The organism is Streptodolium elevatio, from assembly GCF_053592165.1.
Genome location: NZ_JBSFVE010000002.1, coordinates 647,659 through 663,994, shown reverse-complemented (window position 1 = coordinate 663,994; position 16,336 = coordinate 647,659). Strand labels below are relative to the sequence as shown.

The following is a 16,336-nucleotide window of genomic DNA, read 5'->3' as shown; positions in this document are numbered from 1 at the left end:
GGCCCGCGGCGTTGCCGCGGTCGTGCGGCGGGGCTCAGCGCTGCGGGTCGTCGGGACCGTAGGGGCGCAAGTGCAGCCGCCGGGCGTCGGACTCGGCGAGTTCGGCCGCCCGTGCCGCGAGGGCGCCGAGGTCGTCCTTGCCGGCGTGCAGGAAGCGTCCCGAAAGGGCGTCGAGGCGGCCGTGCGCGACGGCGACCACGGCGTCGAGGAACAGGTCGATGTCGTACCAGTCGGTCTTGCCCTCGAACATGTCCATCGCCGCGGTCATGTCGGTGGCGACCGCGCCGGGGGAGATGTCGAAGACGTACACGCCGTGCTCGGCGAGCGGCGCGGCGATGGTGTCGGTGAGGCGCATCAGCGCCCCCTTGGACACCGAGTACGCCGAGTAGTGCGGGTCCGGGCCGACCGCGAAGCCGCTGCCGAGGTTGACGATGCGGCCGTGGCGGCGGGCCACCATGCCGGGCAGCACCGCCCGGTCGACGTTTGCGGGGCCGCGCAGGTTGGTCTCGACGACGTCCCACCACTGCGCGAAGTCGGCCTCCCAGAAGGGGACTTCCTTGGCGTCGATGAGCCCGGCGTTGTTGACGACCAGGTCCAGCGGGCCGAGTGCGGCCTCGGCCTCGCGTACGGCCCGCGAGACGGCCCGCGGATCGGTGACGTCGGCGACGACCGCGGTCGCGCGAGCGCCGCTGCGGGTCAGGTCAGCGTGCACGTCCGCGACGGAGGACGGCGAGCGGCCCAGCAGCGCGACGGCGATGCCCTCGTCGGCCAGGCGCTCGGCGACCGCCCGGCCGATGCCGCGTCCGGCACCGGTGACCAGCGCCGTCGCGGTCACGAGGATTCCCGGCCCGGGATGGTTTCGAGCGTGAACATCTTCTCGAGGTACCCCTCGGGGAGCTCTTCCACGCCGCAGACCTTCTTCATGGCCTCGTGCGGGTTGTTCGGGAACCGGAAGGAGGTGCGTTCGACCGATCCGGTGAGGTTCTTCCAGAACCGTTTCCAGGACATCGGCTCGGTGACCGAGTCCTGCAGTTCCTTGAGCTTCCCGCGATTCTCGTCGCCGCAAGTGAGCGCGAACTTCGCCTGCGCGACGCGCAGCGGGTCGATGCCGGGCGGCAGGATGGCGTCGGTCGGCGCGTACATCGCGAACAGCCAGGCGATGTCGAGTTCCTTCTCGTGGCCGGGGCGGCCGCGCCCGGTCAATTCCTGGTGCGCGGCGAGCGGCGAGGCGAGGCCGAGGATGTCGATGGAGCGGCCGTTGAGGGGGACGGCGGCGCCGCTCATGCCGAGGTTCAGCCACGAGGCGGCGTACGGCGCCGGGTCGTCGGGCTTGAGGGGGGTGACGTAGAAGCCGTCGTACCAGGGGTAGATCAGCACGTGCTGGTGCTCGCTCTTGGCCACGCGCACGGCCTCGGGGAAGCGCGGATAGTGCGCGAGGTAGTCGTCGGCGGTGACCGGGTGGGCGATGCCCATCGCGTCGACGTAGAAGCCGCGCTCGTCCGCGATGATCTTGTTCGGGCTCAGCCCGGTGTACGGCACGCGCAGGACGAACCCGCAGACCAGCGCCCACACGACGACCACGCTCGCGACCGGCAGCGCGAGGCGGCCGGACGGAACCAGCAGGATCGGCAGCAGGGCGACGAACAGCGCGGGGAGCATCATGCGCGCGTGCATGAAGTCGCCGCCGACCTTGACGACGTACAGGCCCATCAGCGCCGCGACGATCACCGGCATCACGAAGACGGCGGTGCGCCCGGCGTCCTCGCGGGCGAGGGCCTTGAACCCGGTCGGGCGCATGCGCACCACGAGCGTGGCCACGACCATCGCGCTGAGCGCGAGGATCGGGAGCCACAGGCCGTAAGGGGCGATGAAGTCGCGGGCGTACGTCCCGCCGCGCCGCCAGTCGCTGCCGGACGCCTCCTTCGCTATGGCCGGCAGCGGCAGCAGCACGCCGTAGTAGCCGGCCCGGAAGATCTCGTACGCGACCGGCAGCGCCGCGGCGACACCCAGATGGGCGAACACCGCGCGCAGGCGCGGCCGCCGCACGAACCACAGCGCGACCAGGAACCCGGCGCTCGCGATGGCCAGGTCGGGGCGCACCATCGGGCCGAGGCCGGCCAGCAGGGCGAGCGGGTAGGTGACACGCGCTCGGCTGTGCAGCAGCGCGCGTACCAGCAGCCACCAGCAGGCGGCCGTCCACAGCGTGGTCAGGCCGGTCTCCAGGCCCGAGGTCGCGAAGTCCCAGATCGGCGGCAGGGCGAGGAGCACGGCGACGCCGGCCGGGAGCAGCAGTCGACCGGGGGCCAGCGGCTGGTAGAGGCGCCGGGTGGCGTCGAGGGCGAGCGCGTATCCGGCGGTCGCGCACAACAGGCCCAGGTAGACGGCGATGCGGCTGATGTCGGCGCCGGTGGCCCAGCCGACCAGCACCAGCAGCCACTGCCACACGGTGCTCGTCGACGCCTCGGCGCGCTCGCCGACGTTGTAGACGGGGCCGTGGCCCGCGAGGATCTGACGCACCGTACGGGTGAAGATCAGGCCGTCGTCACTGATCCAGCGCCGGGCGAACCCGAGAACGAGGATCACCGCGGTCGGCAGCACGACCATCAGGGTGTTCCAGCGCTTCGCCAGTTGCGTACCGCGCGGGGACTCGTCCTGCGCTTGTCCTAGGCCGGTGCGCCGCGACAGCACACTGACGAGGCTCATGTTTCGGGGACTCCAGATGGGCCGGTGCGACGGGTGACGGGGGACGGGCATGGGGGACCCGGGTCTCGCGGGGATCACCTGATTACGCGCAGGTTACCGTCACGATAGCGGGTGTCGCGTCCCGTGGCGGGTATGGCCCGGCGCGGGTTCACGCGCCGGGCCGCGGCCGTTTCCAGGCCTACTTGCAGAATTTCTTCTCGGCGTCGACCGGGTTCGACGGGATGCGCAGGGTCGTGCGGTCGTAGGCGCCCGTGAGGTTCTTCCAGAACCGCTTCGCGGACATCGGTTCGGTCACCGACTCCATCAGTTCCTTGACCGGCCCGCACTCCAACGTGCGCTTGGCGGCGGCGATCTGGTCCTGCGGAGCGACCGACGGGGGGATGTCCCGGAACGCGGCCGGGTCGACGTACATCGCGATCGCCCACGCCACCGGGAGCAGCTTCTGGTGCCCGGACGGCGACGGGTGGGTCTGCTCGATGTGCGCACCGATGGGGTTCGACAGCCCCCACACGTCGACCACTATGCCGTCGATCGGCACGACCGCACCGCCCGCGCCCAGTCGGCCGATGACCAGCCCGACGGGGTAGTCGAGGTCCTTACGCAGCGGCAGGCCCTGCGGGACGATCTTGCTGAAGTCCCCGAAGTTGGGGTCGAACAGCAGGACCCGGTCGCCGTCCTCGATGGCGTGCACGATCTGGCTGTATGTCTTCTGCAGCGTGCGCACGTGGGCCTGTTGGCTGACCGGGTGGTCGGACTGCGTCCAGGTCAGGTACATGTCGCGCTCGTTCCACACCTGCGGCAGGTAGATGCCCTGGATGTGCGGCGAGGTGACGTGGCCGGTGCGCTGGAAGCCGCCGGTGAACACGGCCCACGCGCACAGGGCTGCCACCAGCGGGGCGGAGAGCTTGGTGAACGGCGTGAGTGCGAGCGGGAGGACGGCCAGCAGGAGGACCGGCATCCACATGCGGCCGTGCATGAAGTCGCCGCCGACCTTGACGACGTACAGGCCCTGGAACGCGGCGCAGACCAGGGGGGTGAGTGCGACGATCATCGTGCGGCGGGCGGGGCGGATGCGGAGCACCAGCACCACGATCAGCGCGGCCAGCAGCAGCGCGGGGATCCACAGGTCGTACGGTTTGACGTAGTCCTTGAGGTAGACCCACCCGCGGTCCCACGGCGAGTCCGACGCCTCCTTGGTGAGGGCCGGCATCGGGAACAGCAGGCCGTAGTAGCCCATGCGGAAGATCTCGTACGCCACCGGCAGGAAGCCGGCCGCGGCGAGCATGCCCGCGCAGCGCTTCCAGTTCGCCCGGGTGAGCAGGGCGATCGCCACCAGGAAGATGAGCATGGTCAGGCCGAGGTCCGGCCGGACCAGCGGGCCGAGGCCGACGTACGCGCTGGTCAGCAGCAGCCGGCGCAGGCTCGTCTCGTCGGGCTCGCGCTGCCACACCGAGGTGAGCAGGGCCCAGGACGACCCCACCCAGAAGATGATCAGGCCCGTCTCCATGCCCGCGGTCGTGAAGTCCCAGACGGACGGCACGGCGACGAACACCAGCGCGCCGGCGGGCAGCAGGAAGCGTCCCGAACTCGCGCCGCGGTACAGGCGGCGGGTGCCGTCCAGGGCCAGCCACAGGCCCGTCACCGACAGGGCGAGGCCGAGGTAGACGGCGGTGACGGCGAGTTGCCAGGGGCTGATCCAGTCGACCGCGACAAGGAGCCACTGCCACGCGGTACTTGTGGAGGTCTCGGTGCGCTCCCCGGGGCTGTACACAGGGCCGTTGCCCTCGAGGATCTGGCGGACGGCGCGGGTGAAGATGAGCCCGTCGTCGGTCATCCACCGCTTCTGCCAGCCCATGACCGCCAGGATGATCGTGGGTATCGCCATCACGACGAGGTCGGCCGGGCGCACCGCGCGCAGCCGGGTCTTGAGGCGTTCGCCGAAGGTTCCTGGGGCCTGGGACGGGGACTCCGGAGCCGTGGTCTCGATCCGGTGGTCCGATCCGAGGGGAGTGGTCACTTCGTCTCGTTCGTCTCTGGGCGCGCAAGCTGCCGCGCGACGGTCGGGTTCCGCGCCCTGGACACAGTGCTGCGAACGGGCGCGTGGCTGTGAGTGAAAGGCCAGATTCTAACGTAGGACGCCCAGGTCACGGGCGCGCCGCCGGGGTGGGTACCGGGCTCGATGATGGCCGGGAATTTACCCGCGTGATGTCCGCTGGATCCCTGTCTGGGGTGCCCTCGCCCCACGTTCGGCCGAATGGGGGGCGGGTGCGGGCGGGGCCCTGTCGAGGCAGCGCCGTTCACGGGATATCTTGATGTCGAGCAATGTTGCAGACGTGGAGCGGAGCACCCGGTGACTGACTCGACCATCATCTATACGCACACCGACGAGGCCCCGGCCTTGGCGACGTACTCCTTCCTGCCGATCATCGAGGCGTACGCCTCGACGGCCGGCGTCGCGGTCGAGACCCGCGACATCTCCCTGGCGGGCCGGATCATCGCCGGCTTCCCGGAGTACCTGGAGGAGGGGCAGCGTATTGATGACGCGCTCGCGGAGCTGGGCGAGCTGGCCAAGACCCCCGGGGCCAACATCATCAAGCTGCCGAACATCTCGGCGTCGATCCCGCAGCTCAAGGCCGCGATCACGGAGCTGCAGCAGCAGGGCTACGCGCTGCCGGACTACCCGGACGACCCGCAGACGGACCAGGACAAGGACGTCCGCGCGCGCTACGACAAGGTCAAGGGCAGCGCGGTCAACCCGGTGCTCCGCGAGGGCAACTCGGACCGCCGCGCCCCCGCGTCCGTGAAGAACTTCGCCAAGGCGCACCCGCACCGCATGGGCGCCTGGACCCCCGAGTCGAAGACGAACGTCGCCACCATGGGCGCCGACGACTTCCGCTCCACCGAGAAGTCCGCCGTCGTCGCCGAGGACGGTGCGCTGCGCATCGAGCTCGCCGCCGCGGACGGCACGACCACCGTGCTGCGCGAGTCCGTACCGGTGCTCGCGGGCGAGGTCGTCGACGCGTCGGTCATGCGCGTCGCGAAGCTGCGCGAGTTCCTGGCCGCCCAGGTCACCCGGGCCAAGGCCGACGACGTCCTGTTCTCGGTCCACCTCAAGGCCACGATGATGAAGGTCTCCGACCCGATCATCTTCGGTCACGTCGTACGCGCCTTCTTCCCCAAGACGTTCGCGCGCTTCGGCGACACGCTCGCCGCGGCCGGCCTGACCCCGAACGACGGGCTCGGCGGCATCCTCAAGGGCCTCGAGTCGCTGCCCGAGGGCGCCGAGATCAAGGCCTCGTTCGACGCCGAGATCGCCGAGGGCCCGGCCCTCGCGATGGTCGACTCCGACCGCGGCATCACCAACCTGCACGTGCCGAGCGACGTCATCGTCGACGCCTCGATGCCGGCCATGATCCGCACCTCCGGCCACATGTGGGGCCCGGACGGCGAGGAGGCCGACACGCTCGCGGTGATCCCGGACAGCAGCTACGCCGGCATCTACCAGGTCGTCATCGACGACTGCCGGGCACACGGCGCGTACGACCCGGCGACGATGGGCTCGGTGCCCAACGTCGGCCTCATGGCCCAGAAGGCCGAGGAGTACGGCAGCCACGACAAGACGTTCGAGATCGCCGCCGAGGGCACCGTGCGCGTGGTCGACGCGTCCGGCGCGGTCGTGCTGGAGCAGCCGGTCCAGCCGGGTGACATCTTCCGCATGTGCCAGACCAAGGACCTGCCGATCCAGGACTGGGTGAAGCTCGCCGTCACGCGCGCCCGCGCCACCGGCAACCCGGCCGTCTTCTGGCTCGACGCCGACCGCGCGCACGACGCGCAGCTGATCGAGAAGGTCCGCAAGTACCTCGGCGACCACGACACCGCCGGCCTGCAGATCGAGATCATGGCGCCGGTCGACGCGATCGCGTTCTCCCTGGAGCGCATCCGCCGCGGCGAGGACACCATCTCGGTCACCGGCAACGTGCTGCGCGACTACCTGACCGACCTGTTCCCGATCCTCGAGCTCGGCACCAGCGCGAAGATGCTGTCGGTCGTCCCGCTGATGAACGGCGGCGGCCTCTTCGAGACCGGCGCGGGCGGCTCGGCCCCCAAGCACGTGCAGCAGCTGGTCAAGGAGAACTACCTGCGCTGGGACAGCCTGGGCGAGTTCCTGGCCCTCGCGGTCAGCTTCGAGCAGCTCGCGCAGACCACGGACAACGCCCGCGCGCAGATCCTCGCGGACACCCTCGACCGCGCGACGGGCACCTTCCTCAACGAGAACAAGTCGCCGGCACGCCGCGTGGGCAGCATCGACAACCGCGGCAGCCACTTCTACCTCGCGCTGTACTGGGCGCAGGAGCTGGCCAAGCAGACCGACGACGCGCCCCTCGCCGAGGCGTTCGCCGCTCTCGCCAAGACGCTGGCGGAGCAGGAGCAGACGATCAACGAGGAGCTGATCGCGGTCCAGGGCTCCCCGGCCGACATCGGCGGCTACTACCAGCCCGACCCGGCCAAGGCCGCCGCCGTCATGCGTCCGTCGGCGACCTTCAACAAGGCTCTCGCGTCGCTGGCCTGACCCAGCCGCCGGTCCCCAGACCGTGGCCTCCTGGGCTGGCAACTGCGGTGAGACACCACCCGAGCGCCCCGCGCGGCACCTGCCGCACGGGGCGCTCGGCGCTCAGGACAGCGCGAGGACGCAGAACTCGTGGCCTTCCGGGTCGGCGAGGACCGTCCACGGGGTGTCGCCCTGGCCGAGGTCGTGGTCGGTGGCGCCGAGCGCGCGCAGCCGGGCGACCTCTGCTGCCTTGTCGTCACCGGGGTACGGCAGTAGGTCGAGGTGGATGCGGTCCGGCACGGTCTTGGTGCCGCGCGTGCGGAGGAACTCGAGGTACGGGCCGACGCCCTTGGCGGAGCGCAGTCGCGCGATGCCGTCGGTCACCTCGTGCAGGGTCCAGTCCACGGCCTCGCCCCAGAACCGGGCCATGGCGTGCGGGTCCTCGCAGTCGACCACGATCGCGGCGATCGGCCCGGTGTCCCGGTAGATGTCCCGGGGCTCCAGCACGCAGAACTCGTTGCCCTCGGGGTCGGCGAGCACCGTCCACGGCACGTCGCCCTGGCCCACGTCGGCGGGCGTCGCACCGAGGGTCAGGAGTCGGGCGACCAACTCGGTGTGGTGGGCCGCGGAGGTGGTGGCGAGATCGAGGTGCGTGCGGTTCTTGGCCGCCGTCTTGGGTTCCGGGACGGGGACGACGTCGATGCCGACGGCGACCGGGTCCGGCCAGACGAAGTCGTCGGCAGGTCCGACGTAGGTGGTGGCGCCGGGGCTGAAGGCGTTCCAGCCGAGCGCTTCCGCCCAGAAGCGGCCGATCGCCGGCGCGTCTAGGGCTTTGATGTTCACCTGAGCCGGTCGCAGCACCATGCCGGCGATCCTAGGTCGCGGCCCTGCGGCGACGCCGGACGTATCGTCGACCATGCCCGAAGTATCGTCGTAATCGTCGTAAATGGAGCGTCGGCCGACGGCGGGACGGCGCGGCGACCGCGGAACGTGTTTGCATAAAACTTCGCTCCTCCGTATATTCATTCCGTCGGGAGGAGGCGACCATGGGGGTCACGGCGGCACTGGCGGGAGCCAGCGGCTATGCGGGCGGAGAGATTCTCCGGCTGCTGCTCGCACATCCACACTTCGAGGTCGGCACGCTCACCGCGGGGTCCAACGCCGGTCAGCGCCTGGGCGCGCTGCAGCCGCACCTGGTCCCGTTGGCCGACCGCGTGTTGTCCGAGACGACGGTCGACGCGCTGGCCGGGCACGACGTCGTCTTCCTCGCCCTGCCGCACGGGCAGTCCGCGGAGATCGCCCGGCAGCTCGGCGACGACGTGCTCGTCGTCGACTGCGGCGCCGACTTCCGGCTCCACGACGCGGCCGACTGGGAGCACTTCTACGGCTCCGAGCACGCCGGCACCTGGCCGTACGGCCTGCCGGAACTGCCCGGTGCGCGCGATCTGCTGCGCGGCACCAAGCGCATCGCCGTGCCCGGCTGCTACCCGACGGTCTCGCTGCTCAGCTGCTTCCCGGCGTTCGCCGAGGGCCTGGTCGAGCCGGACGTCGTGATCGTCGCCGCGTCCGGCACCTCGGGTGCGGGCAAGTCACCGAAGACGCACCTGCTCGGCAGCGAGGTCATGGGGTCCGCGAGTGCGTACGGCGTCGGCGGCGTGCACCGGCACACCCCGGAGATCGGCCAGGGCCTCGCCGCCGTCGCGGGCGGGCCGGTCACGGTCTCCTTCACGCCGACCCTCGTCCCGATGTCGCGCGGCATCCTCGCGACCTGCACGGCGAAGATCAAACCGGGCGTGAGCACCGCGCAGGTGCGCGAGGCGTACGAGAAGGCGTATGCCGCCGAACCGTTCGTCCACCTCCTGCCCGAGGGGCAGTGGCCGGCGACGGCCATGGTCTACGGCGCCAACACGGCGCTGATCCAGGTCACCGTCGACGAGCGGGCCGGGCGACTGGTCGCCGTGGGCGCGATCGACAACCTGGCCAAGGGCACCGCGGGCGGCGCGGTGCAGAGCACGAACATCGCCCTCGGTCTCGCCGAGGACCTGGGACTGAGCAAGACGGGGGTTGCACCGTGAGCGTCACCGCAGCAGCAGGATTCCGGGCGTCGGGCGTCGCGGCCGGCCTCAAGACGACCGGCGCGACCGACGTCGCCTTGGTGGTCAACGACGGCCCGTCGCTCGCGGCCGCGGGTGTCTTCACCGCCAACCGCGTGCAGGCCGCTCCGGTCCTGTGGTCGCGGCAGGTGCTCACCGGCGGCCGACTCCAGGCCGTGGTGCTCAACTCCGGCGGCGCCAACGCCTGCACCGGCCCCGAAGGCTTCCAGAACACCCACCGCACCGCCGAGCAGGTCGCCACGGCCCTCGGCCTCAACGCCGGTGAGGTCGCGGTGTGCTCGACCGGCCTGATCGGCCTACAGCTCCCGATGGACAAGCTGCTGCCCGGCGTCGACGCGGCCGCGGCGGAGCTGTCCGCGGACGGCGGCGAGGCCGCGGCCGTCGCCATCAAGACCACCGACACCGTGCACAAGGTCGCGACCGCGGGCGGCGCCGGATGGATCGTCGGCGGCATGGCCAAGGGCGCGGGCATGCTCGCCCCCGGCCTCGCCACCATGCTCGTCGTGCTGACCACCGACGCCGACGTCCCCGCCGACGCGCTGGACACCGCGCTGCGGGCGGCCACCCGCACCACGTTCGACCGGGTGGACTCCGACGGCTGCATGTCGACCAACGACACCGTGCTGCTGCTCGCCTCCGGGGCGTCCGGAGTCGCGCCCGAGACGGGCGAGTTCGCCGAGGCGGTGCGCGCCGTGTGCGCCGACCTCGCGCGCCAGCTCGTCGCCGACGCCGAGGGGGCGAGCAAGGACATCGCCGTCGAGGTCGAGGGCGCGGCCACCGAGGCCGACGCGCTCCAGGTCGCCCGGTCGATCGCCCGCAACAACCTGCTCAAATGCGCGATCCACGGCGAGGACCCCAACTGGGGCCGGGTGCTCTCGGCGATCGGCACCACCTCCGCCGAGTTCGACCCGGACCGGCTCGACGTCGCCATCAACGGCGTGTGGGTCTGCAAGGGCGGCGCCGTCGGCGAGGACCGCGACCTCGTCGACATGACCGGCCGCGAGGTGCGCATCACGGCCCGGCTCAACGCGGGCGGCGAGGCCGTCACCGTGTGGACCAACGACCTGACCGCCGAATACGTCCACGAGAACTCGGCGTACTCGTCATGACTGCTGCAACCGACCAGAACCCGTCCGGGGGGAGCACAGTGAAGACCGAGTCCGTGGGCAAAGCGATCCGGGCCGCACGCCACAACGTGGCGCTCGGCAAGGCGCACACCCTCATCGAGGCACTGCCGTGGCTGGAGCACTACTACGGCAAGACCGTCGTCATCAAGTTCGGCGGCAACGCCATGGTCGACGACGCACTCAAGCGCGCCTTCGCCCAGGACGTCGTCTTCCTGCGCTTCGCCGGCCTCAAGCCGGTGATCGTGCACGGCGGCGGCCCGCAGATCAGCGCGCACCTGGACAAGCTCGGCCTGGAGTCCACCTTCGCGGGCGGCCTGCGGGTCACCACCCCTGAGGCCATGGACATCGTGCGCATGGTTCTCGCGGGCCAGGTGCAGCGCGAAATCGTCGGCCTGGTCAACGAGCACGGCCCGTTCGCGGTCGGCATGACCGGCGAGGACGCGCACACCATGACCGCCGAGAAGCGGCACGCCGTCGTCGACGGCGAGCTGGTCGACATCGGCCTGGTCGGCGACATCGTCGAGGTCAACCCGGGGGCCATCGCCGCCCTGCTGGAGGACGGCCGCATCCCCGTCATCTCCTCGGTCGCCCGCGGCGCCGACGGACACGTCTACAACGTCAACGCCGACACCGCCGCCGCGGCCCTGGCCGCGTCCCTCGGTGCCGAGCGCCTGGTCGTGCTCACCGACGTCGAAGGCCTCTACGCGGACTGGCCCAACAGCGACGAGGTCATCAGCCGCCTCGACGCCGACGAGTTGGCGGAGCTGCTGCCGACGCTGGCCAGTGGCATGGTCCCGAAGATGGAGGCGTGCCTGCGCGCCGTGCGGGCCGGCGTCAAGGCGGCCCACGTCCTCGACGGCCGGGTCGCGCACTCGCTGCTGCTCGAGGTGTTCACCGACGAAGGCGTCGGGACCATGGTCGTCCCGGCACAGAACCAGGGGGCGGGCGCATGACGGAGCAACGCGGGACGGCGGCCGGGGCACCGGGCCACCCGGAGACCAACGAGGCGTACCAGCAGCGTTGGGGCGGTGCGCTCATGCCGTCGCTCGGGCAGCCGAAGGTAGCTCTGGTGTCCGGCAAGGGCACCCATGTCGTGGACGCCGACGGCCGGGAGTACACCGACTTCCTGTCCGGGGTCGCGGTCAACGTGCTGGGCCACGCCCACCCGGCGATCATCGACGCGGTCACCACGCAGATCTCCACGGTCGGCCACGTCTCGAACCTGTTCATCTCGACCCGCGCCGTCGAACTGGCCGAGCGGATCCTCGGCCTGACCGGCCGGGACGGCCGGGTGTTCTTCTGCAACTCCGGCGCCGAGGCGAACGAGGCGGCCTTCAAGATCGCGCGTAAGACCGGGCGGCCCGAGGTCGTCACGGCCGAAGGCTCGTTCCACGGCCGCACGATGGGATCGCTCGCGCTGACCGGCCAGCCCGGCAAGCGGGAGGGATTCGAGCCACTGCCCGGCGGCGTGAAGTACGTCCCGTTCGGCGACATCGACGCCCTCGACGCGGCGGTCACCGAGCGGACCGCGGCCGTGCTCCTGGAGCCCATCCAGGGCGAGTTCGGCGTGCGGCCGCTGCCGCCCGGCTACCTCGAACGGGCCCGCGAGATCACCACCGAGCGCGGCGCGCTGCTCATGCTCGACGAGGTGCAGACCGGCACCGGGCGCACCGGCTACTGGTTCGCGCACCAGGACCCGTACTTCGGGGGTGTGCAGCCCGACGTCATGACCCTGGCCAAGGGCATCGGGGGCGGCCTGCCGCTCGGGGCGTGCGTCGCGTTCGGTGCCGCCGCGGAGCTGCTGGGCCCCGGCCAGCACGCCTCCACGTTCGGCGGAAACCCGGTGTGCTGCGCGGCGGGTCTCGCGGTGTTCGACACGCTGGCCGCCGACGGGCTGCTGGACCGGACCCGCGCGCTCGGCGCGCACATCAAGGCCGGCGTCGAGGCGCTGGGACACCCGTTGGTCGATCATGTGCGTGGCGCGGGCCTGCTGCTGGGTATCGTGCTGACCACACCCGTCGCGGGTCAGGTCGCCGACGCCGCGGGCGACGCCGGCTTCCTGGTCAACGCGGTGGCGCCGGACGTCATCAGGCTCGCTCCTCCGCTGGTCGTCGACGACGCCGACGTGGCCGAGCTGATCGCGGCGCTGCCCCAGATCCTCGACGCGGCGTCCGCCGCTTCGGCCGCGGGAGGCTCCCGGTGACCATCACGCACGCGGTGCCGCACCCGCGCGGCCGACGACGAGTCCGAAGGTAGGCGAGGTCGTCATGAGCAACGAGCAAGAGACCATGCCCACGCCCGCCCCCGAAGGCGTGTACGCGGTGCCGAGCACCCGTGCCGCACGCCACGGGCGCATCGTGGACATCCTGACCCGGCACCGCATCCGGTCCCAGGCGCAACTTGCCGCGCTGCTCGCCGACGACGGCCTCGCCGTCACCCAGGCCACGCTGTCGCGCGATCTCGACGAGTTGGGGGCGGTGAAGATCCGCGACGGCCAGGGCGCGCTGATCTACGCCGTTCCCGCGGAGGGCGGCGACCGCACCCCGCGCGTACCTTCCGACGACTCGGTGAGCGAGGGCCGGTTGGCCCGGCTCGCCGGGGAGCTCATGGTCTCGGCGGAGGCCTCCGGCAATCTCGTCGTGGTCCGTACCCCGCCCGGAGCGGCGCAGTTCCTCGCCTCGGCGATGGACCACGCCGACAGCCGCGAGATCCTGGGCACGATCGCGGGCGACGACACCATCCTGCTGGTGTGCCGCGACCCCGAGGGCGGGGCCGCACTGGTCGCCCATCTGGTCGCGCTCGCCGAGGGCGGCCGGTCCGCGGCGGCGCGAGACTGAGCACCGGGGTCGCCGGGACACCCTTGCGGGGCTTGGCGCAGGCCCCGCCGAAGACCCGCGACACCTGGACCGGAAGACCCGAACAGCGGAAGACCCGAACACCCGAACACCCGAAGATTTGCGGCACTGGAGGGACCTGACCCACCCGGGGCGCCCGAAGACCCGCAGTACTGAGGCCCGAAGCACCTGAGGCCGGAGCACCCGCAGGACCTGAACGAACGCCGCCGATCCGCCCGGCTCGGCGGCTGAACCGAATGGAGCAAGGCTCGTGACCGAGCGCGTCGTACTCGCATACTCCGGAGGGCTGGACACCTCGGTCTGCATCGGCTGGATCGCTGAGGAGACCGGCGCCGAGGTCATCGCGGTGGCCGTCGACGTCGGCCAGGGCGGCGAGGACCTCGAGGTCATCCGCAAGCGGGCGCTCGCCTGCGGTGCGGTCGAGGCCGAGGTGGCGGACGCCCGCGACGAGTTCGCGGACGAGTACTGCCTGCCCGCGATCAAGGCCAACGCCCGCTATATGGACCAGTACCCGCTGGTCTCCTCGCTGTCCCGGCCCGTCATCGTGAAGCACCTGGTGTCCGCCGCCAAGAAGCACGGCGCCACCACGGTCGCGCACGGCTGCACCGGCAAGGGCAACGACCAGGTCCGCTTCGAGGTGGGCATCGCGTCGCTGGCCCCCGAGCTCAAGTGCATCGCGCCGGTGCGCGACTACGCGATGACCCGCGACAAGGCCATCGCCTTCGCGGAGGCCAACCGCCTGCCGATCGCCACCAGCAAGAAGTCGCCGTACTCGATCGACCAGAACGTCTTCGGGCGGGCCGTGGAGACCGGGTTCCTGGAGGACATCTGGAACGGCCCGATCGAGGACGTGTACGAGTACACGCAGAACCCGGCGACGCCGCGCGACGCCGACGAGGTCGTCATCACCTTCAGGTCCGGCGTTCCGGTCGCGATCGACGGCCGCCCGGTCACCGTCCTGCAGGCCATCGAGGAGCTGAACCGCCGGGCGGGCGACCAGGGCGTCGGCCGTATCGACATGGTCGAGGACCGGCTCGTCGGCATCAAGAGCCGGGAGATCTACGAGGCGCCGGGCGCCATCGCGCTCATCACCGCGCACACCGAGCTGGAGAACGTCACCGTCGAACGCGAGCTGGCCCGCTACAAGCGGCAGGTGGAGCAGCGCTGGGCGGAACTGGTGTACGACGGCCTGTGGTTCTCGCCGCTCAAGCGTGCGCTGGACGGCTTCATCGCCGAGGCGAACGAGCACGTGTCCGGGGACATCCGCATGACCCTGCACGGCGGCCGCGCGACGGTCACCGGTCGGCGCAGCGAATCGTCGCTGTACGACTTCAACCTGGCCACGTACGACACGGGCGACACGTTCGACCAGTCGCAGGCCAAGGGCTTCATCGAGATCTTCGGCCTGTCGAGCAAGATCGCGGCCGGCCGGGACCTCAAGCAGTAAGGTCGGGCCCCGCGTGACCCGTGCAACCGGTACCAGGGAGAAGGCAGGAAAGTGACGAACGAGCAGGAGACCACCCGTCTGTGGGGCGGCCGGTTCTCCGACGGCCCGAGCGAGGCGCTGACGAAGCTGTCGGCATCGGTGCATTTCGACTGGCGGCTCGCGCCGTACGACATCGCCGGTTCACGCGCGCACGCCCGTGTCCTGCACAAGGCCGGGCTGCTGGCCGACGACGAGCTCGCCCGCATGCTGGAGGGCTTGGACCGGCTGGAGGCGGACGTCGCCGCCGGCACGTTCACCGCGACCGTGGCGGACGAGGACGTGCACACCGCGCTGGAGCGCGGCCTGCTCGAACGCCTCGGCCCCGACCTCGGCGGCAAGCTGCGCGCGGGGCGCTCGCGCAACGACCAGATCGCCACGCTGGGCCGGATGTACCTGCGCGACCACGGGCGCGCGATCGGGTCGTTGCTCGCCGACCTCCAGGAGGCCCTGGTCGGCCAGGCCGAGGCCAACCTCGACGTCGCGATGCCGGGCCGCACCCACCTCCAGCACGCGCAGCCGGTGCTGCTCGCCCACCATCTGCTCGCGCACGTCCAGGCGTTCGCACGGGACGCGGACCGGCTGCGGGACTGGGACCGCCGGGCGGATGTATCGGCGTACGGCTCGGGTGCGCTCGCCGGCTCGTCACTCGGCCTCGACCCGGAGTCGGTGGCGCGCGACCTGGGCTTCAGCGCCTCGGCGGCGAACTCCATCGACGGCACCGCGAGCCGCGACTTCGCGGCGGAGTTCGCGTTCGTCACCGCCATGCTCGGCGTCAACCTGTCGCGGTTGGCGGAGGAGATCATCATCTGGAACACGAAGGAGTTCTCCTTCGTCGATCTGCACGACGCGTACTCCACCGGCTCGTCGATCATGCCGCAGAAGAAGAATCCGGACATCGCCGAGCTGGCGCGCGGCAAGTCCGGGCGCCTGATCGGCAATCTGACCGGGCTCATGGCCACCCTCAAGGCCCTCCCGCTCGCGTACAACCGCGATCTGCAGGAGGACAAGGAGCCGGTGTTCGACAGCATCGACACGCTCGAGGTGCTGCTGCCGGCGTTCACCGGGATGGTCGCGACGCTGCGGTTCCGCCGCGAGCGCATGGAGGAGCTGGCGCCGGCCGGGTTCTCGCTCGCGACCGACATCGCGGAGTGGCTGGTCAAGCAGGGCACGCCGTTCCGCATCGCGCACGAGGTGGCGGGTGCCTGCGTCAAGTACTGCGAGCCGCGCGGCCTCGAACTGTGGGACCTCACGGATGCGCAACTGGCCGAGATCTCGCCCGAGTTGACGCCGGAGGTGCGCGGCGTGCTGACCGTCCTCGGCTCGATCCGCTCGCGGAACGGGCGCGGCGGTACGGCACCGGTCCGCGTCGCCGAGCAACTGGCCGAGCTGCGCGACGACTTGAAGGTCCAGCGGGAGTGGGCGCAGGGCTGACCCGGCGCAGTACGGCATCGGGCCCGGCCGCCACGCCGCAAGGCGCGGGCCGGGCCCGATCGGGCATCCGG

At 71.2% G+C, this 16,336-nt stretch carries 12 protein-coding genes; 8 read left to right on the top strand and 4 right to left on the bottom strand.

Annotated elements, in window-relative coordinates; translation table 11 throughout:
• Nucleotides 1-34 precede the first annotated feature (34 nt).
• The 3 genes from ACWD12_RS07070 to ACWD12_RS07060 all read right to left on the bottom strand — a co-directional run bounded on the left by ACWD12_RS07070 (nt 35) and on the right by ACWD12_RS07060 (nt 4,720).
• Nucleotides 35-835 carry an SDR family NAD(P)-dependent oxidoreductase gene (locus ACWD12_RS07070; RefSeq protein WP_450098677.1) on the bottom strand — a complete coding sequence of 267 codons (801 nt, stop codon included), beginning with the start codon at nt 833-835 and terminating at the stop codon, nt 35-37.
• A complete protein-coding gene (locus ACWD12_RS07065) occupies nt 832-2,703 on the bottom strand; it encodes a hypothetical protein (RefSeq protein ID WP_450098676.1) in 1,872 nt (623 codons plus the stop codon). The genes ACWD12_RS07070 and ACWD12_RS07065 overlap by 4 nt, the downstream gene beginning before the upstream one ends.
• 178 nt (nt 2,704-2,881) lie before the next feature.
• Nucleotides 2,882-4,720, bottom strand: a complete 1,839-nt coding sequence (locus ACWD12_RS07060) for a hypothetical protein (RefSeq protein WP_358362146.1) — start codon at nt 4,718-4,720, stop codon at nt 2,882-2,884.
• A 333-nt stretch (nt 4,721-5,053) separates the two neighbouring features.
• Between ACWD12_RS07060 and ACWD12_RS07055 the strand changes: the two genes are divergently transcribed.
• Nucleotides 5,054-7,273 carry an NADP-dependent isocitrate dehydrogenase gene (locus ACWD12_RS07055; RefSeq protein ID WP_450098675.1) on the top strand — a complete coding sequence of 740 codons (2,220 nt, stop codon included), beginning with the start codon at nt 5,054-5,056 and terminating at the stop codon, nt 7,271-7,273.
• A gap of 102 nt (nt 7,274-7,375) precedes the next feature.
• Here the strand turns inward: ACWD12_RS07055 and ACWD12_RS07050 are convergent, their stop codons facing one another.
• Nucleotides 7,376-8,116: a VOC family protein gene (locus ACWD12_RS07050; RefSeq protein ID WP_450098674.1), complete on the bottom strand. Its 741-nt coding sequence runs from the start codon at nt 8,114-8,116 to the stop codon at nt 7,376-7,378.
• A 182-nt stretch (nt 8,117-8,298) separates the two neighbouring features.
• Here ACWD12_RS07050 and argC point away from each other — a divergent pair, with 182 nt between their 5' ends.
• From argC to argH, 7 genes are all read left to right on the top strand, one after another.
• Nucleotides 8,299-9,327 carry an N-acetyl-gamma-glutamyl-phosphate reductase gene (argC, locus tag ACWD12_RS07045; RefSeq protein ID WP_358362150.1) on the top strand — a complete coding sequence of 343 codons (1,029 nt, stop codon included), beginning with the start codon at nt 8,299-8,301 and terminating at the stop codon, nt 9,325-9,327.
• Nucleotides 9,324-10,475: a bifunctional glutamate N-acetyltransferase/amino-acid acetyltransferase ArgJ gene (gene argJ / locus ACWD12_RS07040; RefSeq protein ID WP_450098673.1), complete on the top strand. Its 1,152-nt coding sequence runs from the start codon at nt 9,324-9,326 to the stop codon at nt 10,473-10,475. Before argC ends, argJ begins: the two co-directional genes overlap by 4 nt.
• 38 nt (nt 10,476-10,513) lie before the next feature.
• Nucleotides 10,514-11,446, top strand: a complete 933-nt coding sequence (gene argB / locus ACWD12_RS07035) for an acetylglutamate kinase (protein WP_435839173.1) — start codon at nt 10,514-10,516, stop codon at nt 11,444-11,446.
• On the top strand, nt 11,443-12,696 hold the full coding sequence (locus ACWD12_RS07030) for an acetylornithine transaminase (protein ID WP_450098672.1): 1,254 nt from the start codon (nt 11,443-11,445) through the stop codon (nt 12,694-12,696). Before argB ends, ACWD12_RS07030 begins: the two co-directional genes overlap by 4 nt.
• A gap of 64 nt (nt 12,697-12,760) precedes the next feature.
• Nucleotides 12,761-13,330, top strand: a complete 570-nt coding sequence (locus ACWD12_RS07025) for an arginine repressor (RefSeq protein WP_358362155.1) — start codon at nt 12,761-12,763, stop codon at nt 13,328-13,330.
• A 268-nt stretch (nt 13,331-13,598) separates the two neighbouring features.
• Complete coding sequence (locus ACWD12_RS07020; protein WP_450098671.1) at nt 13,599-14,795, top strand: argininosuccinate synthase; 1,197 nt, start codon at nt 13,599-13,601, stop codon at nt 14,793-14,795.
• Between the two features lie 51 nt (nt 14,796-14,846).
• The gene (gene argH, locus ACWD12_RS07015; RefSeq protein WP_450098670.1) at nt 14,847-16,265 is read left to right on the top strand and encodes an argininosuccinate lyase; all 1,419 of its coding nucleotides are present in this window, start codon (nt 14,847-14,849) and stop codon (nt 16,263-16,265) included.
• The last annotated feature ends 71 nt before the right edge of the window (nt 16,266-16,336 follow it).